Origin of the sequence: Companilactobacillus sp. FL22-1 (assembly GCF_043951805.1) — a bacterium.
In the GTDB taxonomy this organism is placed as follows: domain Bacteria; phylum Bacillota; class Bacilli; order Lactobacillales; family Lactobacillaceae; genus Companilactobacillus.
On sequence record NZ_JBINJY010000002.1, the window covers coordinates 129,301 to 145,990 of the forward strand.

Annotated in this window: 19 protein-coding genes; 17 read left to right on the top strand and 2 right to left on the bottom strand. The window is 38.6% G+C overall.

Annotated features, from left to right (window positions below; translation table 11 throughout):
* Positions 1-19 precede the first annotated feature (19 nt).
* Positions 20-643 carry a transcriptional repressor LexA gene (lexA, locus tag ACG72T_RS02150; protein ID WP_395264333.1) on the bottom strand — a complete coding sequence of 208 codons (624 nt, stop codon included), beginning with the start codon at positions 641-643 and terminating at the stop codon, positions 20-22.
* A 94-nt stretch (positions 644-737) separates the two neighbouring features.
* On the opposite strand from lexA, the gene ACG72T_RS02155 reads away from it, so the two are divergent.
* From ACG72T_RS02155 to purD, 13 genes are all read left to right on the top strand, one after another.
* On the top strand, positions 738-980 hold the full coding sequence (locus ACG72T_RS02155; protein WP_395264334.1) for a DUF896 domain-containing protein: 243 nt from the start codon (positions 738-740) through the stop codon (positions 978-980).
* A 62-nt stretch (positions 981-1,042) separates the two neighbouring features.
* The gene (locus ACG72T_RS02160) at positions 1,043-1,264 is read left to right on the top strand and encodes a YneF family protein (RefSeq protein WP_395264335.1); all 222 of its coding nucleotides are present in this window, start codon (positions 1,043-1,045) and stop codon (positions 1,262-1,264) included.
* A 237-nt stretch (positions 1,265-1,501) separates the two neighbouring features.
* A complete protein-coding gene (gene purE / locus ACG72T_RS02165) occupies positions 1,502-1,984 on the top strand; it encodes a 5-(carboxyamino)imidazole ribonucleotide mutase (protein WP_395264336.1) in 483 nt (160 codons plus the stop codon).
* Positions 1,977-3,107: a 5-(carboxyamino)imidazole ribonucleotide synthase gene (purK, locus tag ACG72T_RS02170; RefSeq protein WP_395264337.1), complete on the top strand. Its 1,131-nt coding sequence runs from the start codon at positions 1,977-1,979 to the stop codon at positions 3,105-3,107. The genes purE and purK overlap by 8 nt, the downstream gene beginning before the upstream one ends.
* 6 nt (positions 3,108-3,113) lie before the next feature.
* Positions 3,114-3,821, top strand: a complete 708-nt coding sequence (purC, locus tag ACG72T_RS02175; protein ID WP_395264338.1) for a phosphoribosylaminoimidazolesuccinocarboxamide synthase — start codon at positions 3,114-3,116, stop codon at positions 3,819-3,821.
* 9 nt (positions 3,822-3,830) lie between these two features.
* The gene (gene purS, locus ACG72T_RS02180) at positions 3,831-4,079 is read left to right on the top strand and encodes a phosphoribosylformylglycinamidine synthase subunit PurS (RefSeq protein WP_395264339.1); all 249 of its coding nucleotides are present in this window, start codon (positions 3,831-3,833) and stop codon (positions 4,077-4,079) included.
* Entirely contained in the window at positions 4,079-4,753 is a 675-nt protein-coding gene (purQ, locus tag ACG72T_RS02185) for a phosphoribosylformylglycinamidine synthase subunit PurQ (RefSeq protein WP_395264340.1), read from the top strand. The genes purS and purQ overlap by 1 nt, the downstream gene beginning before the upstream one ends.
* Positions 4,753-6,963: a phosphoribosylformylglycinamidine synthase subunit PurL gene (gene purL / locus ACG72T_RS02190; RefSeq protein ID WP_395264341.1), complete on the top strand. Its 2,211-nt coding sequence runs from the start codon at positions 4,753-4,755 to the stop codon at positions 6,961-6,963. The genes purQ and purL overlap by 1 nt, the downstream gene beginning before the upstream one ends.
* The gene (gene purF / locus ACG72T_RS02195) at positions 6,948-8,354 is read left to right on the top strand and encodes an amidophosphoribosyltransferase (RefSeq protein WP_395264342.1); all 1,407 of its coding nucleotides are present in this window, start codon (positions 6,948-6,950) and stop codon (positions 8,352-8,354) included. Before purL ends, purF begins: the two co-directional genes overlap by 16 nt.
* 11 nt (positions 8,355-8,365) lie before the next feature.
* Positions 8,366-9,385: a phosphoribosylformylglycinamidine cyclo-ligase gene (gene purM / locus ACG72T_RS02200; RefSeq protein WP_395264343.1), complete on the top strand. Its 1,020-nt coding sequence runs from the start codon at positions 8,366-8,368 to the stop codon at positions 9,383-9,385.
* Positions 9,382-9,966 carry a phosphoribosylglycinamide formyltransferase gene (gene purN, locus ACG72T_RS02205; RefSeq protein WP_395264344.1) on the top strand — a complete coding sequence of 195 codons (585 nt, stop codon included), beginning with the start codon at positions 9,382-9,384 and terminating at the stop codon, positions 9,964-9,966. Before purM ends, purN begins: the two co-directional genes overlap by 4 nt.
* On the top strand, positions 9,963-11,504 hold the full coding sequence (gene purH / locus ACG72T_RS02210; protein ID WP_395264345.1) for a bifunctional phosphoribosylaminoimidazolecarboxamide formyltransferase/IMP cyclohydrolase: 1,542 nt from the start codon (positions 9,963-9,965) through the stop codon (positions 11,502-11,504). Before purN ends, purH begins: the two co-directional genes overlap by 4 nt.
* Before the next feature lie 15 nt (positions 11,505-11,519).
* Positions 11,520-12,773, top strand: coding sequence for a phosphoribosylamine--glycine ligase (gene purD, locus ACG72T_RS02215; RefSeq protein ID WP_395264346.1), 1,254 nt, complete (start codon positions 11,520-11,522; stop codon positions 12,771-12,773).
* 341 nt (positions 12,774-13,114) lie between these two features.
* On the opposite strand, the gene ACG72T_RS02220 is transcribed toward purD, so the two are convergent.
* Positions 13,115-13,741, bottom strand: a complete 627-nt coding sequence (locus ACG72T_RS02220; RefSeq protein WP_395264347.1) for a lysophospholipid acyltransferase family protein — start codon at positions 13,739-13,741, stop codon at positions 13,115-13,117.
* Positions 13,742-13,803: 62 nt separating this feature from the next.
* On the opposite strand from ACG72T_RS02220, the gene ACG72T_RS02225 reads away from it, so the two are divergent.
* The 4 genes from ACG72T_RS02225 to tsf all read left to right on the top strand — a co-directional run bounded on the left by ACG72T_RS02225 (position 13,804) and on the right by tsf (position 16,684).
* Entirely contained in the window at positions 13,804-14,532 is a 729-nt protein-coding gene (locus ACG72T_RS02225; RefSeq protein WP_395264348.1) for a tRNA1(Val) (adenine(37)-N6)-methyltransferase, read from the top strand.
* Complete coding sequence (locus ACG72T_RS02230) at positions 14,522-14,809, top strand: GIY-YIG nuclease family protein (protein WP_395264350.1); 288 nt, start codon at positions 14,522-14,524, stop codon at positions 14,807-14,809. Before ACG72T_RS02225 ends, ACG72T_RS02230 begins: the two co-directional genes overlap by 11 nt.
* Before the next feature lie 121 nt (positions 14,810-14,930).
* The gene (gene rpsB, locus ACG72T_RS02235; RefSeq protein WP_395264351.1) at positions 14,931-15,734 is read left to right on the top strand and encodes a 30S ribosomal protein S2; all 804 of its coding nucleotides are present in this window, start codon (positions 14,931-14,933) and stop codon (positions 15,732-15,734) included.
* A 71-nt stretch (positions 15,735-15,805) separates the two neighbouring features.
* Positions 15,806-16,684 carry a translation elongation factor Ts gene (gene tsf, locus ACG72T_RS02240; RefSeq protein WP_395264352.1) on the top strand — a complete coding sequence of 293 codons (879 nt, stop codon included), beginning with the start codon at positions 15,806-15,808 and terminating at the stop codon, positions 16,682-16,684.
* Positions 16,685-16,690: the final 6 nt, after the last annotated feature.

Here is a 16,690-nt window from a genome sequence, read left to right on the forward strand (position 1 = left end):
TATCAATTCTCTATTTGGATTAGAAGATTTGTGAACGATATAAGCCCACAACTTTACCAAGAATTTCGACTGAATCTAGAATAATTGGGTCCATTGTGTCATTTTCCGGTTGTAAGCGATAGTGACCATTCTCTTGGTAGAATCTCTTACATGTAGCTTCGATGTCTTCCGTCATGGCAATGATGATCTCACCATTGTTAGCTGAACTTTGTTCGTGGACGATTACATGATCGCCATCATAGATACCAGCGTTGATCATACTTTCTCCGTGGATCTCTAGCATGAACAATTCGCCAGAATCACGATTTAAGTCTGGTGGGATAGGGAAGTATCCATCAGGGTTACGTTCTGCGGTAATTGGTTGACCAGCAGCAACGGCACCCAAGATCGGAATCTGTTTTGATTTGACGCCAATCGAGTTCAAACCTGCGCCAGTTAATTCAATAGCGCGAGGTTTGGTAGGGTCACGTTGGATGTAACCTTTTTTCTCAAGACGTGAGAGATGACCATGGACCGTTGATGTTGATGACAAATCTACAGCTTCGCAGATTTCTCTGACAGTGGGCGGATATCCATGTTCATCTAAATAATCATAAATGCATTGTAAAATTTGTGACTGTTTAGAGCCTTCAGCTTTTGACATTAGAACACCTCATTGTTAATATCTTAAATAGATTGTATCAAAATTTGAATACAAGTTCAAACAAGTGTTCGATTGTATTGGGGAGTAATGAAAAATGAAAGAACAAGACGAATTACTTAAAAAGATCAATGAATTAGCCCACAAGGCCAAAAACGGTACGATTACCAAAGAAGAAGAGGACCAACAAGCCCAATTGCGAAAGGAATATTTGAAGAACTTTCGGGCTGCTTTCAAGTCACAAATCGAAATGCTGCAAGTTTACGATAAAGACGGAAAAGAAGTCACTCCAGAAAAAGTTCGCGAAATTCAACGAAAAAAAGGATTGCGTGACGATTAGGCTTTCAATTAGTTAACTTTTTTTGTAATATTAATAAGTGTATGGAAAGGGTGAGAACATAAATGGGTACAACAATAGTCGTTGGCGTGATAGCTTTACTAGTCGGTCTAGTCGGCGGTTTCTTCATCGCTAGATGGTACATGAAGAAATACTTCCAAGACAATCCGCCAATCAGTGCAGATATGATCAGACAAATGATGGCTCAAATGGGCCAAAAGCCTTCACAAAAGAAGCTTAATCAATTAATGAATACTATGAAGAATTCACAAAAGAATAATAAATAGTCAGATCATTTGAGCGATATGTATATTTTAATATGCATATCGCTTATTTTTTTTGCCAAAAAATAAACATGTCTTTAAAATACGAACTATTTAATTTTTAAATATATAAAAAACTGTATGAAAACGTAAAATACGAACAATAATTAAAAAAATAAGAATAAAATGCGTTTTTAGCATTGAAAGAAAAATGATTCCTTGATAGAATTTGGTTACCAGAGCAGAAAGGTGGAAAAAGAAATGCACGATGTAGCAATAGTTATGGGATCAATTTCTGACCTGAAAGTCATGCAGAACACGATTGATGTTTTGAATGAGTTGGGTGTTAGTTTTGAAACAAAAGTTATTTCGGCACACAGGATGCCGCATGAGATGTTAGATTTTGCCAATCAGGCTGATAAACATTTTCAAGTAATCATAGCTGGAGCTGGTGGTGCTGCCCACTTGCCAGGAATGATAGCTTCTTCAACAAGCTTGCCAGTGATCGGTGTTCCCGTGCCATCTAAGTATCTAAAAGGAATCGATTCTTTATTGTCGATTGTTCAAATGCCTGCTGGCGTTCCCGTTGCAACAGTTTCGATTGGTGAAGCCGGAGCCAAAAATGCCGCAATTTTAGCAACTAAGATTTGTGCTTTAAATAATCAAACATATCAAAAAAACTTATCCGCATACGTCAAAGCCATGCATGATAAGTCAGTAGAAAGTGGGAATAATCTTGGATAAAGCAATTTTACCAGGTTCCACGATTGGAATTATCGGTGGTGGACAATTAGGTCAAATGATGTCTTTTTCAGCCAAAGAAATGGGCTATAAGGTCATTATCTTGGACCCGCAGCCCAATTGTTCAGCCGCACAAGTGTCAGATGAACAAATCGTAGCTGAATATGATGATTTAGAAAAATTGGTCGAGTTAGCTAAGAAGTGCGACGTTTTGACGTATGAGTTTGAAAACGTCGATGCGACAGCTATTAATGAAGTCAAGAAGTACACCCAAGTACCGCAAGGTATCAAGGCATTGAGCGTGACGCAAAATCGAGTTTCAGAAAAAGATTTTATTGAAAATAGCGGTTTTAAAGTTGTACCGCATGTCGTGATCGAAAATATTTTCGAATATCACCGTGGAATTGAAAAATTAGGTACGCCCGTTATTTTAAAAACCATTCGTGGCGGCTATGATGGCAAAGGCCAATTGTTGATTGACGATGCCCAGAATGTTGATTACGCCCAGATCGAAGAATTATTAGCTACTGGTCCTTGTATGTTGGAGAAAAAAATCAACCTAAAAAAAGAAGTTTCGGTAGTCGTTTCCGCTAACAGCCGACAAGAGACAGCTATTTTTCCCATCATCGAGAATATTCATCGACATAATATTTTACACTTAAGTACTTGTCCCGCTGCCATCAGTGAGAAATCTGCTCAACACATTTATCAAGTCGGTGAAACTTTAGCCAAGGGATTGGAATTAGTTGGCACGATGTGTATCGAGTTTTTCATTTCGGATCAAGATGAGGTTTTTGTTAATGAGATTGCCCCTAGACCTCATAACTCAGGGCATTTAACCATCGAATCATGCAATATTTCACAATTTGATGCACATATTCGGGGAGTCTGCAATTTAGCTATGCCGAAAGTCGAATTGCTGAAGCCAGCAGCCATGGTCAATCTCTTGGGTCAACATTTAACTAAGGCGAAGAATGAACTAGTTAAACACCCAGAATGGCATTTTCATGACTATGGCAAAGATGAAATTAAAGAGAACCGGAAAATGGGTCATATCACGATATTAAGCGATGACCTAGAGCAGATCAAAACTGCTATTGAAAATAATTCAATCTGGGATGTGTAAATAATAATGACAGAAGCTAAGTTGCTTTATACAGGAAAAGCTAAGAATGTTTATCAAGCACAACAAGAAGATGAGGTATTGATCGTTTATAAAGATCAAGCGACCGCACTCAATGGTAAGAAAAAGGAAATTCTTCCCGGAAAAGGCGTACTCGATTGCCAAATTTCCCAGCTAGTTTTCAATTATCTGATCGAAAATGGCATCAAGACCCATTTGGTAAAGAATCTCTCTGATCATGAACAGTTAGTTAAGAAGACAACTGTCTTTCCTTTGGAAGTTGTTTTAAGAAATATTACTTCAGGTTCGTTAGTAAAGAAGTTTCAAGTTGAAGCTGGTCAACATTTGAACGAACCAATCATTGAATTTTATTACAAGAGCGATGCACTGGATGATCCATTCATCAATGAATCTCAGATCAAAGCTTTGAAGATTGCTGATCAAAATCAATTGGATTACATCAAAGAACAAGCCTTAAAAATCAATCAATTGTTGATTCCATTCTTCGATGGTGCTGGTTTTGAATTAGTCGATTTCAAACTGGAATTTGGACTTTATCAAGGTGAAATAATTCTCGTCGATGAATTTTCCCCTGATAATTGCCGAATTTGGGATAAGTCTAGTCATCATTCAATGGATAAAGATGTTTTCAGAAAGCACGAAGGCAATTTAGTTGAAACTTACCAAGTAGTCCTAGACCGACTACAAGATAAATAGGAGATTACGATGAAATTAGTAAAAGTATACGTGACACTCAAAACCTCTGTCTTAGATGCGCAAGGGGAAGCCATCAAATCAGCAGTTCACTCCATGGGCTATCAAAAAGTTCAAGAAGTTCATATGGGCAAGTACTTTGAATTGAGTTTTGACGATAACTACCCTGATTTAGAAAAATATGTCGACGCAATCTGTGATGATCTGTTGGCAAATCCTAATGTGGAAACGTATCGTTACGAAATTACGGAGGCGAAATAATGAAATTTGCCGTAATCAATTTTCCAGGATCAAACTGTGATTTAGACCTCTACTATGCGATTAAAGATGGTATCAAGGAAACAGTTGAATTAGTTGATTATCGAGCCGAAAGTTTGGCAGGCTTTGATGGGGTCTTGATACCTGGAGGCTTTTCATACGGTGATTATCTGCGTAGTGGTGCTATTGCCGTTAATGCTCCAATCGTAAAAGAGATCGTCCGATTTGCGGAAGCAGGGAAAATAGTTTTAGGTATCTGCAATGGTTTTCAAATTTTGACTGAGCTAGGTTTATTGCCAGGAGCCTTGATTAAAAATGAACAGGGACGTTTTATCTGTGAAACGGTACCTTTAAAAGTTGTCAATTCTCAAACAGCGTTCACTAATGCCTATCAGGCTGATGAAATTATTCAAGTGCCAGTAGCACATGGTGAAGGCCGTTATTACTGTGATCAAGCTACGCTCCAAGAATTAAAAGCCAATGATCAAATCGCCTTTCAATATCTTGACAATGTTAATGGCAGCGTCAATCAAATTGCCGGCGTGACTAATAAAGAAAAGAATGTTTTAGGGATGATGCCGCATCCTGAACGAGCTATGGAGGAAATTCTTGGCTCGGCAGATGGTAAAAAATTGTTTCAATCAATAATCAATTATCAAGTAAAGGTGAATAATTAATGACTGAACCTACACCAGAACAAATCAAAACTGATAAATTGTATCAACAATGGGGTTTGACCGATGCTGAATACCAATTGATCAGTGAAGAAATTTTACAACGTTTGCCAAATTACACCGAAACTGGATTGTATTCCGTAATGTGGAGTGAACATTGTTCTTACAAGAATTCGAAAAAAGTTTTAAGAAAGATGCCAAATAAGAGCGAGCGCGTGCTAGCTGGTCCTGGTGAAGATGCTGGTATTTTAGATATCGGTGACAATCAAGCTGTCGTTTTTAAAGCTGAAAGTCATAATCATCCTTCAGCAGTTGAACCATATCAAGGTGCCGCCACTGGTGTCGGTGGAATTATTCGTGACATTTTCTCCATGGGTGCACAACCGATTGCTTTATTGAACAGTTTAAAGTTTGGACCACTTGATAATGGAAAAACTAAGCATTTAGTCAATGAAGTAGTTGCTGGAATTAGTGGCTATGGCAATTGTATCGGTCTACCAACAGTTGGTGGCGAGATTGCCTTTGAAGATTGTTATGCTCATAATCCGTTGGTCAACGCCATGTGTGTCGGTTTGTTGAATAACACTGATTTCAAGCCTGGTACGGCCAGTGGGGCAGAAAATTTGATCGTCTACGTTGGTGCCAAAACCGGGCGTGATGGAATCCATGGGGCAACTTTTGCTTCAGATGAATTTACTGATGAAAATAATACTCAACGTTCAGCGGTTCAAGTTGGTAATCCTTTCATCGAAAAACTTTTGATGGATGCTTGTGTGGAAATTATTGAACAGCATTCCGACTGGATTTTGGGGATTCAAGATATGGGTGCAGCCGGTCTAGTTTCTTCGACAGCCGAAATGGCCTCTAAAGCTGGCTCAGGTTTGGTTTTGAATCTTGATAATGTGCCGCAACGAGAAACAGAGATGTCAGCTTATGAAATGATGCTCTCAGAGTCGCAAGAACGAATGGTTCTCTGTGTTAAACCAGAGCATCAAGATGAAGTTTTGAATTTCTTTAAGCATTTTGAGTTAGATGCTGTCGTGATCGGTCGCGTAACTACTGACCATCAGTATAAGATTTATCATCATGATCAATTAGTTACCGATATCCCAGTCGATAGTTTAACCGAAGATGTTCCTGAATATGATCGTCAAGAAGTTAAGCCACAACGGATGATCGAGCAAGCAGACTATCAATTCCTTCCCGAAATTACCTCTTTAAAAGATACTTGGCAGGCGATTATGAAACGTCCTAATATTGCCAGCAAGAAATATTTCTATCAAACTTACGACTCGCAAGTTAGAGCTAATACGTTAGTTAAGCCTGGGAGCGATGCTGGAGTAATCAGAATTCGCAATACAAAAAAAGCTATCGCAATGACTAATGATAGTAATTCAAAGTATGTGTATTTAAATCCCTTTATCGGTGGACAAATCACCGTTATGGAAGCGGCTCGAAATATCGTTGCTAGTGGTGGTTTACCAATCGGAATCACAGATTGTTTGAACTATGGTAATCCTGAAGATCCTGAAGCTTTTTATGAATTGGATAAGAGTGTTGAAGGAATTGCCAGTGCTTGTGAAAAAATCAATACACCCGTAATTTCTGGTAACGTCTCACTTTATAACGAGTTCAATGAGCAAGCTATCTATCCTAGCCCAATGGTCGGAATGGTTGGCTTGATTACAGATATTGCTGATGTAACGACAGTCGCTTTCAAAAATGCTGATGACTTGATCTACCTAGTTGGCCAAACTGGCGATGACTATCACGGTAGTGAATTACAAATGTTACAAGCTGGTGAAATCAAAGGTGATTTACGTAGTTTAGATTTAGACCAGGAATTGTTGGACCAAGAATTGATTCGTCAAGCTATTCAAGAGAAATTATTGCAAAGTTGTCACGACTTGTCTGAAGGTGGTTTGGCAGCAGCGTTGTCAGAATCAGCTTTTAATACGAATTTTGGTTTTGCAGTCGAAACGTCATTATCAAATGCACAGATGTTTTCAGAAACTCAAGGTCGTTTCATCGTAACTGTCAAACCAGCTGACCGCGAAAACTTTGAAAAACTGATGCAGACAAAGATTGAGTTATTAGGAACTGTGACCAAGACATCTGAATTTAAAGTCAAGACGGCGGAAGAAGATATTGTTCTCGATGGATTATCGGTTGAGCAAGATTGGAAGGAGGAACTTGAGTGCTTAATGAAGTAAAGAGTTTAAATGAAGAATGTGGTGTCTTTGGTGTCTGGGGCGCTGAAAATGCTAATTATTTGACCTATCTAGGACTCCATAGTTTACAGCATCGTGGACAAGAAGGTGCGGGAATCGTCGCTAATGATGGGAATAAGTTACGTATTTATCGTAATTTAGGATTGTTGACCCAAGTTTTTTCTAAACCAGAATATCTCAATTCGCTAGTTGGGAATTCCGCCATTGGGCATGTTCGTTATTCTACCGCTGGTGAAAATAAGATTGAAAATGTCCAACCACTATTGTTTGATTTCACGGATAGTCAAATGGCTTTGGCTCACAACGGTAATTTAACCAATGCTGATACGTTGAAAAAAGAGCTTGAAGCCAAGGGACATATTTTTAAATCAAGTTCGGATTCAGAAGTGCTAGTACATTTGATTAAAGTTTCTAATGCCCCAACTTTGCATGAAAGAATTATCGAGGCTTTGAACAAGATTCAAGGTGGATTCGCATATTTATTGTTAACAAAAGATTCGATGATCGTCGCTTTAGATTCACATGGCTTTCGTCCTTTGTCGATCGGTCGTTTGGAGAACGGAGCTTATGTTGTTGCCAGTGAGACTTGTGCTTTAGATGCAGTCGGAGCAACTTTGGTTCATAACGTTCAACCAGGTGAATTGATTACCATCAATAGTGAGGGGATGTCGATTGATAACTGGACTACCAAGACGCAATTAGCAATTTGTTCGATGGAATTTATCTACTTTGCACGACCTGATTCCGATATCCTGGGAATCAACGTTCATTCAGCCCGCAAGCGTATGGGAGCTAACTTAGCTAAAGAAGCTCCAGCAAATGGCGACATTGTGGTGGGAGTACCTAACTCTTCACTCTCAGCTGCCAGTGGTTATGCGGAAGCAAGTGGCTTGCCATATGAAATGGGTCTGATCAAGAACCAGTATATGGGACGTGAGTTTATTCAACCTACTAAAGAGTTGCGTGAGAAGAGTGTTCGTCAAAAATTAGCCGCCGTTAAAGGGGTAGTTCAAGGTAAAAGGGTCATTCTAGTCGATGATTCCATTGTCCGCGGGACCACTTGTGCCTACATCGTTCAATTGTTGAAAGATGCCGGAGCGACTGAAGTTCATCTGCGAATCGCTTCACCAAGATTCATGCATCCTTGTTTTTACGGAATCGATATTCAAGAGAAGAGTGAATTGATTGCTGCTCACAAATCAATTGCTGAAATGAATCAAATGTTTGGTTCTGATTCACTGAAATTTTTGAGTGAGGATGGCTTGATCGACGCAATTGGTTTAAATGCTGACGCACCGTATTCCGGGTTAGATATGTCATATTTCAACGGTGATTATCCAACCTATCTTTACGATTATGAGTCGAAAAAATAAGGAGGTTCGCCATGTCAAATCCCTATCAAGATGCTGGAGTCGATATTAATTCTGGCTATCAAATCTCCAAGTTTGTAAAGCAAAATACGCGTAATAGTAATATTGGGAATTTTGGAGGTATTTATGAAATTCCTGAAGGTTATCAACACCCCGTGCTAGTCTCAGGTAATGATGGTGTGGGAACGAAGTTATTGTTAACCAATTTAGCGAAGAAGTGGGATACCATCGGAATCGATTGTGTCGCCATGTGTGTTAATGACATTCTCGCCCAAGGTGCCATCCCGCAATATTTCTTAGATTATCTTTCAACTGGCAAAATCGACCATAAGATAGAAGAAATCCTCAAAGGCGTGATTGACGGCTGTAATCAAGCCAATGCCAACTTAATTGGTGGTGAGACCGCTGAAATGCCAGGAGTTTATGGTGAAAATGATTATGACATCGCCGGATTTTCGGTCGGTATTTGCGAACGAGATGATTTGTTGAAAAAAGAAAATCTTCAAGCTGGGGATGTTTTGATTGGTTTAAGTTCAACTGGAATTCATTCGAATGGTTACTCCTTAGTTCGAAAGATTTTTTTCCAAGATCATGACTTTTCAACTGATACTATTTTGCCTGAATGTCCCGAACAGAATTTAGGCGAATTATTGTTGACACCAACAAAAATCTACGTGCAAGACATTGTGCCACTGTTAAAAGAACGGTTGATAAAAGGTATTTCACATATTACAGGCGGTGGTTTTTACGAAAATGTCCCTCGAATGCTGCCACAAAACCTGGCGGCCATGATCAATGTTGATATTTGGCCACAATTACCAGTATTTTCCGCTATTCAAAAGTATGGTCAACTCGAGTTAGCCGATATGTACCATATTTTCAATATGGGAATTGGGATGGTTTTGGCCGTAGATGCTTCTAAAGAACTTGAAGTGCTTGAATTATTGAATGAAAAGGAAACTATTGCATATACGATCGGTGAAGTAGTGCCGAAAGAGAGTGAAAGTTTACTTTTGAAAGGGGATCAGCTATGAAAGTAGCCATTTTCGCCTCTGGAAATGGAAGCAACTTTGAAGCAATTGCTAGTTCGCAGCAATTAAAGAACGCTGGTTTGGAAATCGAAGTACTGGTCTGTGATCAACCGCAAGCTCAAGTCATCAATCGAGCTCAAAAATATCAAATTCCAGTTTTTGTCAATCGTCTCAGTGATTTTCCGGACCGAAAAGCTTATGAACAAGCTATTGTTGAGAATCTGAAACCTTATCATCTGGACTATATTTTACTGGCGGGTTATATGCGTGTCGTCACACCAGTTCTGTTGGGAGCTTATCCTAATCGGATTATCAATATTCATCCATCCTTGCTGCCCAAATTCTCAGGTTTAGAAGCTATTGAACGAGCCTTTGAGTCAGGCGATGCAGTAACTGGCGTCACGATCCATTACATTGATGAAGGAGTCGATACAGGTCCCATCATCAAGCAAGCCAAAGTTATTCGTTTACAAAATGATACAGAAGCAACGTTAGAAATGAGAATTCATCAAACTGAACATCAATTGTATCGTCAAGTGATACTTGAACTACTAAATAAAAATAATGGGGTAGATAAAAAATGAAAAGAGCTTTGATCAGTGTTTCTGACAAGACAGGTGTCGTTGAATTTGCTAAAGGATTAATCGCCAATGACTTTGAAATCATCTCAACTGGTGGTACATATAAAAAGTTGCAAGAAAATAACGTCAAAGTTACTGAAATTGACGAAGTAACGAAATTCCCTGAAATTCTTGATGGTCGGGTAAAAACTTTACATCCCGTAGTTCATGCTGGACTTTTGGCTAAACGTGACAATCCCGAACATATGAAAACATTGGAAAAACTCGACATTCAAACGATCGACTTAGTTTGTGTTAATTTATATCCTTTCAAAGAAACAATCTCTAAAGCTGATGTCACACCAGCTCAAGCAATCGAACAAATTGATATCGGCGGACCATCAATGATTCGTTCTGCTTCGAAGAATTTCAAGAGCGTCTACGTGGTGATTGATGCTAATGATTATGAAACTGTTTTGGAAAGTATCCAAGCTGATTCTGACGATGCTGGATTAAGACGTCGTTTGGCAGCCAAAGCCTTCCGTCATACAGCTGAATATGACAGTATCATTGCCCATTATTTGACTGATCTGAATGGTGACGAGTTCCCAGATGTTGAAGTTTTAGGATACGATTATCATCAAGAATTACGCTATGGTGAAAATTCTCATCAAAAAGCGGCTTTCTATCAAAGTGCAATTCCTTCTGCCTACTCAATTGCTTCAGCTAAGCAATTACACGGTAAGGAATTATCATTCAACAACATTAAAGACGCAGACGCAGCCTTAAGAATCGTAGCTGACTTCAAGCAACCTTGTGTAGCAGCCTTGAAACATATGAATCCATGTGGTGTTGGGGTTGATGACGAGTCGATTTATCAAGCCTGGCGTAAAGCTTATACAGCTGACACAATGTCGATCTTTGGGGGAATCGTGGCTGTCAATCGTGAAGTCACTAAGGAAATTGCTGAAGAAATGCACAAGATTTTCTTAGAAATCGTGATTGCCCCAAGTTTCAGTCCTGAGGCCTTAGAGATCCTCGAAGCTAAGAAAAACATCCGTCTTTTGACACTTGATTTTTCTAAAGCTAAAGATGCTCAAAAACATGAATATGTTTCAGTTATGGGTGGTCTGTTAGTTCAAGAACGTGATACGACCGTTGATAGCATCGATGAATTCAAAGTTGTCACTAAAAAGGCGCCAACTGATGAAGAAATGAAAGCACTGTTGTTTGGCCAACAAGTTGTTAAACACGTCAAGAGTAATGCCATCGTCATTTCAACCACTGACAAGACTTTGGGAATCGGTGCCGGACAAATGAATCGTATTGGCTCAGTCAAAATTGCTATCGAACAAGAAGAACAAGCTGATGAACATACACCATTGATCATGGCTTCAGATGCTTTCTTCCCCATGGATGACTGTGTGCAATATGCTGCTGAACATGGAATTACCGCCATCGTTCAACCAGGTGGTTCGATCAAGGATCAGGATTCAATCGATATGGCTGATAAGTTTGGTATTGCCATGGTCTTCACTGGTAGAAGACATTTCAAACACTAGAAGAGAGGTCTTTTAATGAAAATACTTGTTGTCGGTTCAGGTGCACGTGAAGATGCCATCTGCCAAGCACTCCAAAAGAATGATGAAAATACAGTTTTCTGTGCGCCAGGAAATGACGGAATGACCTTAAATGGGATCAAGACCATTGCTATTAATGAGGATGAGTTTAGCCATTTAGCTAATTTTGCCCAAACTAACGATATCGATTATACGATTGTCGGACCAGAAGAACCTTTGGTCAATGGAATCGTTGACTTTTTTAAGAACCAGAAACTGAAGATTTTTGGTCCTAATAAAAAAGGTGCTCAAATCGAAGGGTCAAAATCATTTACCAAAAAACTGATGGCTGATGCCAAGATACCAACGGCTGCTTATCGTGAATTTACCGATGTAGTGGAAGCTAAGACGTATTTGGAACAGCAAACTTTTCCCATCGTAATTAAGGCGGATGGCTTAGCTGCCGGAAAAGGTGTTTATATTTCACCAAATAGAGAGGATGCTTTTGAAAAAGTTGAAAGCTTGTTGGCAACGCACAAATTCAATACCTCCAAAGTTGTGATTGAAGAATACCTTGATGGTGAAGAATTTTCACTGATGGCCTTTGTCGACCATAAGCGTTTTTATCCAATGCCTTTAGCCCAAGATTACAAAAAGATTTTTGAGGGTGACAAAGGTCCAAATACTGGTGGGATGGGGGCAGTTTGTCCTGTTGCTAATATTTCTGACGAGGTCGAACAAACAGCCATCCAAACAGTTATCAAGCCGTTTGTCAAAGAAATGTATCAACAAGGAATCAAGTACACAGGTATTATCTATGCCGGTTTGATTCTGACGAAGACTGGTATTAAAGTAATTGAATTTAATGCTCGTTTTGGTGACCCCGAGACCGAAGTCGTCTTGCCCCGTTTAAAAACTGATTTGTCACAGATAATCCTCCAAATTATCCAACATCAGAAAATTACGACTATCGACTGGATGGATTCAGGCTTAAACCTAGGAGTCTTTGCCGTTAGTAAAGGTTATCCAGAAAAGCCACTTTATGGCAGTTTAGGTTCCAAAGATGTATTTACAAAATTCCCCTTACCAATAAATTACGCAGCAGTGCGCAAAGAAAACCATCAGTTATACAGTAATGGTGGGCGACTTTATTTGGTACAGACATCTGCGCCAACATTGGTAGATGCTCAAAAGGCAATTTATCAACAGTTGGATCAGATGGACCAAACTAATATTTTTTATCGACATGATATCGGTAAAAATTCCATTTAAATTTGCGAAGTTTGATTAATTATTTCAATAAAATAAGCTGAAGAATATCGTAATTGATATTTTTCAGCTTATTTTTTATCCGATATTAGGATATGTATTTTAAATTAAAAATTTTTCGAAGAAGTTTGCTCTGTAGAAATGGGAAGGGTATTCTTTAAGAAGTTGATAGTTTCATTTTTTAACTTGATAAAAATTAGTGCTTCGGTAACTCAAGTAGATTCTCAATTTAAATTCAAGTTAATCTATATCCAAAAAAAGCCCCACAAATGTCAAATAAAAAATCAACATTCGTGAAGCTTCAATTACTATGAAATGATAAACTGTTATCTTATACTATATTATTATTTCTTCTTTACAGGTGGAGTATATTCAAAACTTGGATCTATTTCATTGTCGACTTTATCCCAGGCTTTTTCCATATCATCATTGATTTGCTTAGTCTGAGCATCGTCAAGTTTAGCTTTGAAGTCGAAGTCGATTTCTGGTCCAACTCCAATCGTAATCTTTTGATGACGTAATAATCCGCCAAAGGTTAATGGCCCTTGATAAACGAAAGGTACTAGTGGTGCTTTAGAAAGTTTAGCAATTAGCGATGCGCCACCTTTTAACTGTTCCGAATAGCGGGTTCCTGAAGGAAACATGATCAAAACTTTACCTTCATTTTTTAAGGCTTTGACAGGGGTTTTGATAACGGAAGGTCCTGGATGAGCGCGATCAACTGGAAAGGCATGAGCGTGGACTAAAATAAATCGCAAGATTGGATTCTTGAAGAGTTCTTTTTTGGCCATGAAAGTTGCGTCACGTGGTGAAATAACCAGAGCAAAGAAAATCGGTTCCCACCAAGTTCGGTGAGGAGCAACTATGATATATGGCTTATCAGGTAGGTTTTCTCTACCCACAACGTTATATCGGCCATTTAGTAGAAAAACTAATCCTCGTACTAAAACTCGAGCAAATTTATAAAACATAGAAATATCATTCTCCCCAAAATAATTTTAACTTATTTAAAATACCACAAAGTAGGTGTGTTATGTCGATTTATTCGCAAGATGTTATTGCTAACAGTGGAATTATAATCAACCAAGATAAAAAATTGTACTCTTTTAATCTTGATACTATTTTACTCTATAATTTCGCTAAGCCGGTAAAAAAAGGTAAAGTTGTCGATCTATGTTCTGGAAATGGTGCAATTGGTCTCTCTTTGGCTGCTAAGACTTCAGCTCAGATCTATCTAGTTGAAATTCAAAAAGAACTGGCTGATTTGTCTAAAAAGAGTATTGACGATAATCATTTGGAAGAACAAGTCCATTTGATCAATGATGATTTGAAAAATATTCAGCAATATTTAGCACACGATACGATCGATACGATTGTTTGCAATCCACCTTATTTTAAATTATCAGAAAAGACTTCAATTAAAGAGAATCCAGTTTTAGCTGTGGCTCGCCATGAACTAAAAGCCAATTTAACCGATATTCTTTCGACCATTAAGGTGCTTTTAAAAGAGAATTCTCATGCATATTTAGTCTATCGGCCGGAACGGTTGAGTGAATTATTGACGATAATGAGCCAAGAAAGATTGCAACCTAAACGACTACGTTTTGTTCGCTCAACCAAGGATAAGAATGCCAATTTGATGCTGTTGGATGTCATCAAAACCGTTAAAACAGCTTCCTTAAAAGTTGAACCTGACTTAGTGATCTATAATGAGAATCATCAGTTAACTGAAGAGGCGAAATTTTTAATCAATGGAAAATAAAAAATATTACGTTTATATGTTGCTCTGTTCCGACCAAACATTTTATACTGGTACCAGCAATAATGTTGAAAAACGCGTTGCAACTCACAATGCAGGTAAGGGCGCTAAGTATACGAAGATTCGTCGTCCGGTTCAACTGATGTATCAGGAAGAACTGCCTGACAAGTCGCAAGCTTTGAAACGGGAAATTGCAATCAAGAAATTATCTCGCTCTCAAAAAGTAACTTTATTAAAAAGTCACGGAATAATTTGGCGAGACTACTTGATTTCACATTAAATTTCCCATATAATATTTACCTGTATTGAATACACACACTTAACGATTTGATTGATGGTGCGCATAAGCGTTTCAGTCAGACATGACTTAAGTGGAGGTAAAAACCAGGAGGAACTTTTTTATGTCAGTTATTTCTATGAAACAATTGCTTGAAGCCGGTGTACATTTTGGACACCAAACAAGACGTTGGAACCCTAAGATGAAGCCATTTATCTTTACACAAAGAAATGGTATTTACATCATTGATTTACAAAAAACAGTACGCATGATCGACGATGCCTACAACTATATGAAGGCTGTTGCCGGTGATGACGGAATTTTCCTATTCGTTGGTACAAAGAAGCAAGCCCAAGACGCTGTTGCTGAAGAAGCTACACGTGCCGGCCAATACTATGTAAACCACCGTTGGTTAGGTGGTACTTTGACTAACTGGAACACAATCCAAAAACGTATCAAGAGATTAAAGGAAATCAAGGCTATGGCCACTGATGGTACTTTTGATCGTCTACCTAAGAAGGAAGTTGCTTTACTTACAAAGCAACAAGCTAAGCTTGAAAAATTCCTTGGTGGTATCGAAGATATGCCAAGAATTCCTGATGTTATGTTCATCGTTGACCCACACAAAGAAAACATTGCTGTTAACGAAGCTAAGAAACTTAACATTCCTATCGTAGCTATGGTTGATACAAACACAGATCCAGATCCTATCGATGTTATCATTCCTTCAAATGATGATGCTATCCGTGCCGTAAGATTGATTACTGCTAAGATGGCTGACGCTATTATCGAAGGTAAGCAAGGTGAAGAATCTGTTTCAGATGCTGACTTTGCTGATAAGAAAGATGACAACGCTGATGCAGAAGCTGCTGATGACAAGTCAATCGAAGATTTGGCAAACGCTACAAACAATAACGATAACAACTAATTAAAATAATATCCGTAAAATAGAGTCATCTTTGTAAGATGGCTTTATTTATACGACTGGAGGATTTACGAATGGCTAAAATTACTGCTGCTCAAGTTAAAGAATTACGTGATAAGACAAGCGTTGGTATGATGGATGCTAAGAAGGCATTGGTTTCTGCTGATGGAGACATGGACAAAGCCGTTGACTTGCTACGCGAAAAGGGTATTGCCAAAGCTGCTAAGAAGAGTGGAAACATTGCTGCTGAAGGTTTGACACATATCGAAGTTTCAGGTAACAAAGCTTCAATTATCGAAGTTAACTCAGAAACTGACTTTGTTTCATCAAACGACAAATTTATCAATCTTGTTAACTCAATTGGTAAAGCTATTGTTGAAAACGAACCAAAGACTATGGACGAAGCTTTAGCTTTAAGTCTAGGTGACGAATCAATTAACGATGCTATCACAGGCTTAACAGCTGTTATCGGTGAAAAGATCAGCTTGAGACGTTTCGAAGTTCTTGATAAGACTGATGCACAAGTCTTCGGTTCATACCTACATAACGGTGGCCTAATCGGTGCTATCGTTACTCTTGAAGGTTCTGATGAAGACGCTGCTAAGGATGTTGCTATGCACGTTGCTGCTATCAATCCTAAGTACATGAGTCGCGAACAAGTTCCTAGCGATGTTCTTGAACATGAAAAGGCAATCTTCACTGAAGAAACAAAGGCTGAAGGTAAACCTGAAAAGATTATTCCAAGAATCGTTGAAGGCCGTGTAAACAAGTACTTGTCAGAAATTAGTTTGGCTGACCAAGAATTTGTTAAGGATTCAGATATGACTGTTCAACAATTCGTTGAATCTAAGAACAGTAAGTTAGTATCATTTGTTCGTTACGAAGTTGGCGAAGGAATCGAAAAGAAACAAGAAGACTTTGCTGAAGAAGTAAAGAACCAAATGAATAACTAATTAATT

What these genes read in the sequence shown, in the direction of transcription:
- ACG72T_RS02225 (WP_395264348.1), top strand. Translation starts at nt 13,804, where the DNA reads ATGTCGATTTATTCGCAAGATGTTATTGCTAACAGTGGAATTATAATC.
- ACG72T_RS02160 (WP_395264335.1), top strand. Translation starts at nt 1,043, where the DNA reads ATGGGTACAACAATAGTCGTTGGCGTGATAGCTTTACTAGTCGGTCTA.
- purD (WP_395264346.1), top strand. Translation starts at nt 11,520, where the DNA reads ATGAAAATACTTGTTGTCGGTTCAGGTGCACGTGAAGATGCCATCTGC.
- ACG72T_RS02220 (WP_395264347.1), bottom strand. Translation starts at nt 13,741, where the DNA reads ATGTTTTATAAATTTGCTCGAGTTTTAGTACGAGGATTAGTTTTTCTA.
- tsf (WP_395264352.1), top strand. Translation starts at nt 15,806, where the DNA reads ATGGCTAAAATTACTGCTGCTCAAGTTAAAGAATTACGTGATAAGACA.
- purH (WP_395264345.1), top strand. Translation starts at nt 9,963, where the DNA reads ATGAAAAGAGCTTTGATCAGTGTTTCTGACAAGACAGGTGTCGTTGAA.
- purL (WP_395264341.1), top strand. Translation starts at nt 4,753, where the DNA reads ATGACTGAACCTACACCAGAACAAATCAAAACTGATAAATTGTATCAA.
- purS (WP_395264339.1), top strand. Translation starts at nt 3,831, where the DNA reads ATGAAATTAGTAAAAGTATACGTGACACTCAAAACCTCTGTCTTAGAT.
- purQ (WP_395264340.1), top strand. Translation starts at nt 4,079, where the DNA reads ATGAAATTTGCCGTAATCAATTTTCCAGGATCAAACTGTGATTTAGAC.
- lexA (WP_395264333.1), bottom strand. Translation starts at nt 643, where the DNA reads ATGTCAAAAGCTGAAGGCTCTAAACAGTCACAAATTTTACAATGCATT.
- ACG72T_RS02230 (WP_395264350.1), top strand. Translation starts at nt 14,522, where the DNA reads ATGGAAAATAAAAAATATTACGTTTATATGTTGCTCTGTTCCGACCAA.
- ACG72T_RS02155 (WP_395264334.1), top strand. Translation starts at nt 738, where the DNA reads ATGAAAGAACAAGACGAATTACTTAAAAAGATCAATGAATTAGCCCAC.
- rpsB (WP_395264351.1), top strand. Translation starts at nt 14,931, where the DNA reads ATGTCAGTTATTTCTATGAAACAATTGCTTGAAGCCGGTGTACATTTT.
- purN (WP_395264344.1), top strand. Translation starts at nt 9,382, where the DNA reads ATGAAAGTAGCCATTTTCGCCTCTGGAAATGGAAGCAACTTTGAAGCA.
- purE (WP_395264336.1), top strand. Translation starts at nt 1,502, where the DNA reads ATGCACGATGTAGCAATAGTTATGGGATCAATTTCTGACCTGAAAGTC.
- purM (WP_395264343.1), top strand. Translation starts at nt 8,366, where the DNA reads ATGTCAAATCCCTATCAAGATGCTGGAGTCGATATTAATTCTGGCTAT.
- purC (WP_395264338.1), top strand. Translation starts at nt 3,114, where the DNA reads ATGACAGAAGCTAAGTTGCTTTATACAGGAAAAGCTAAGAATGTTTAT.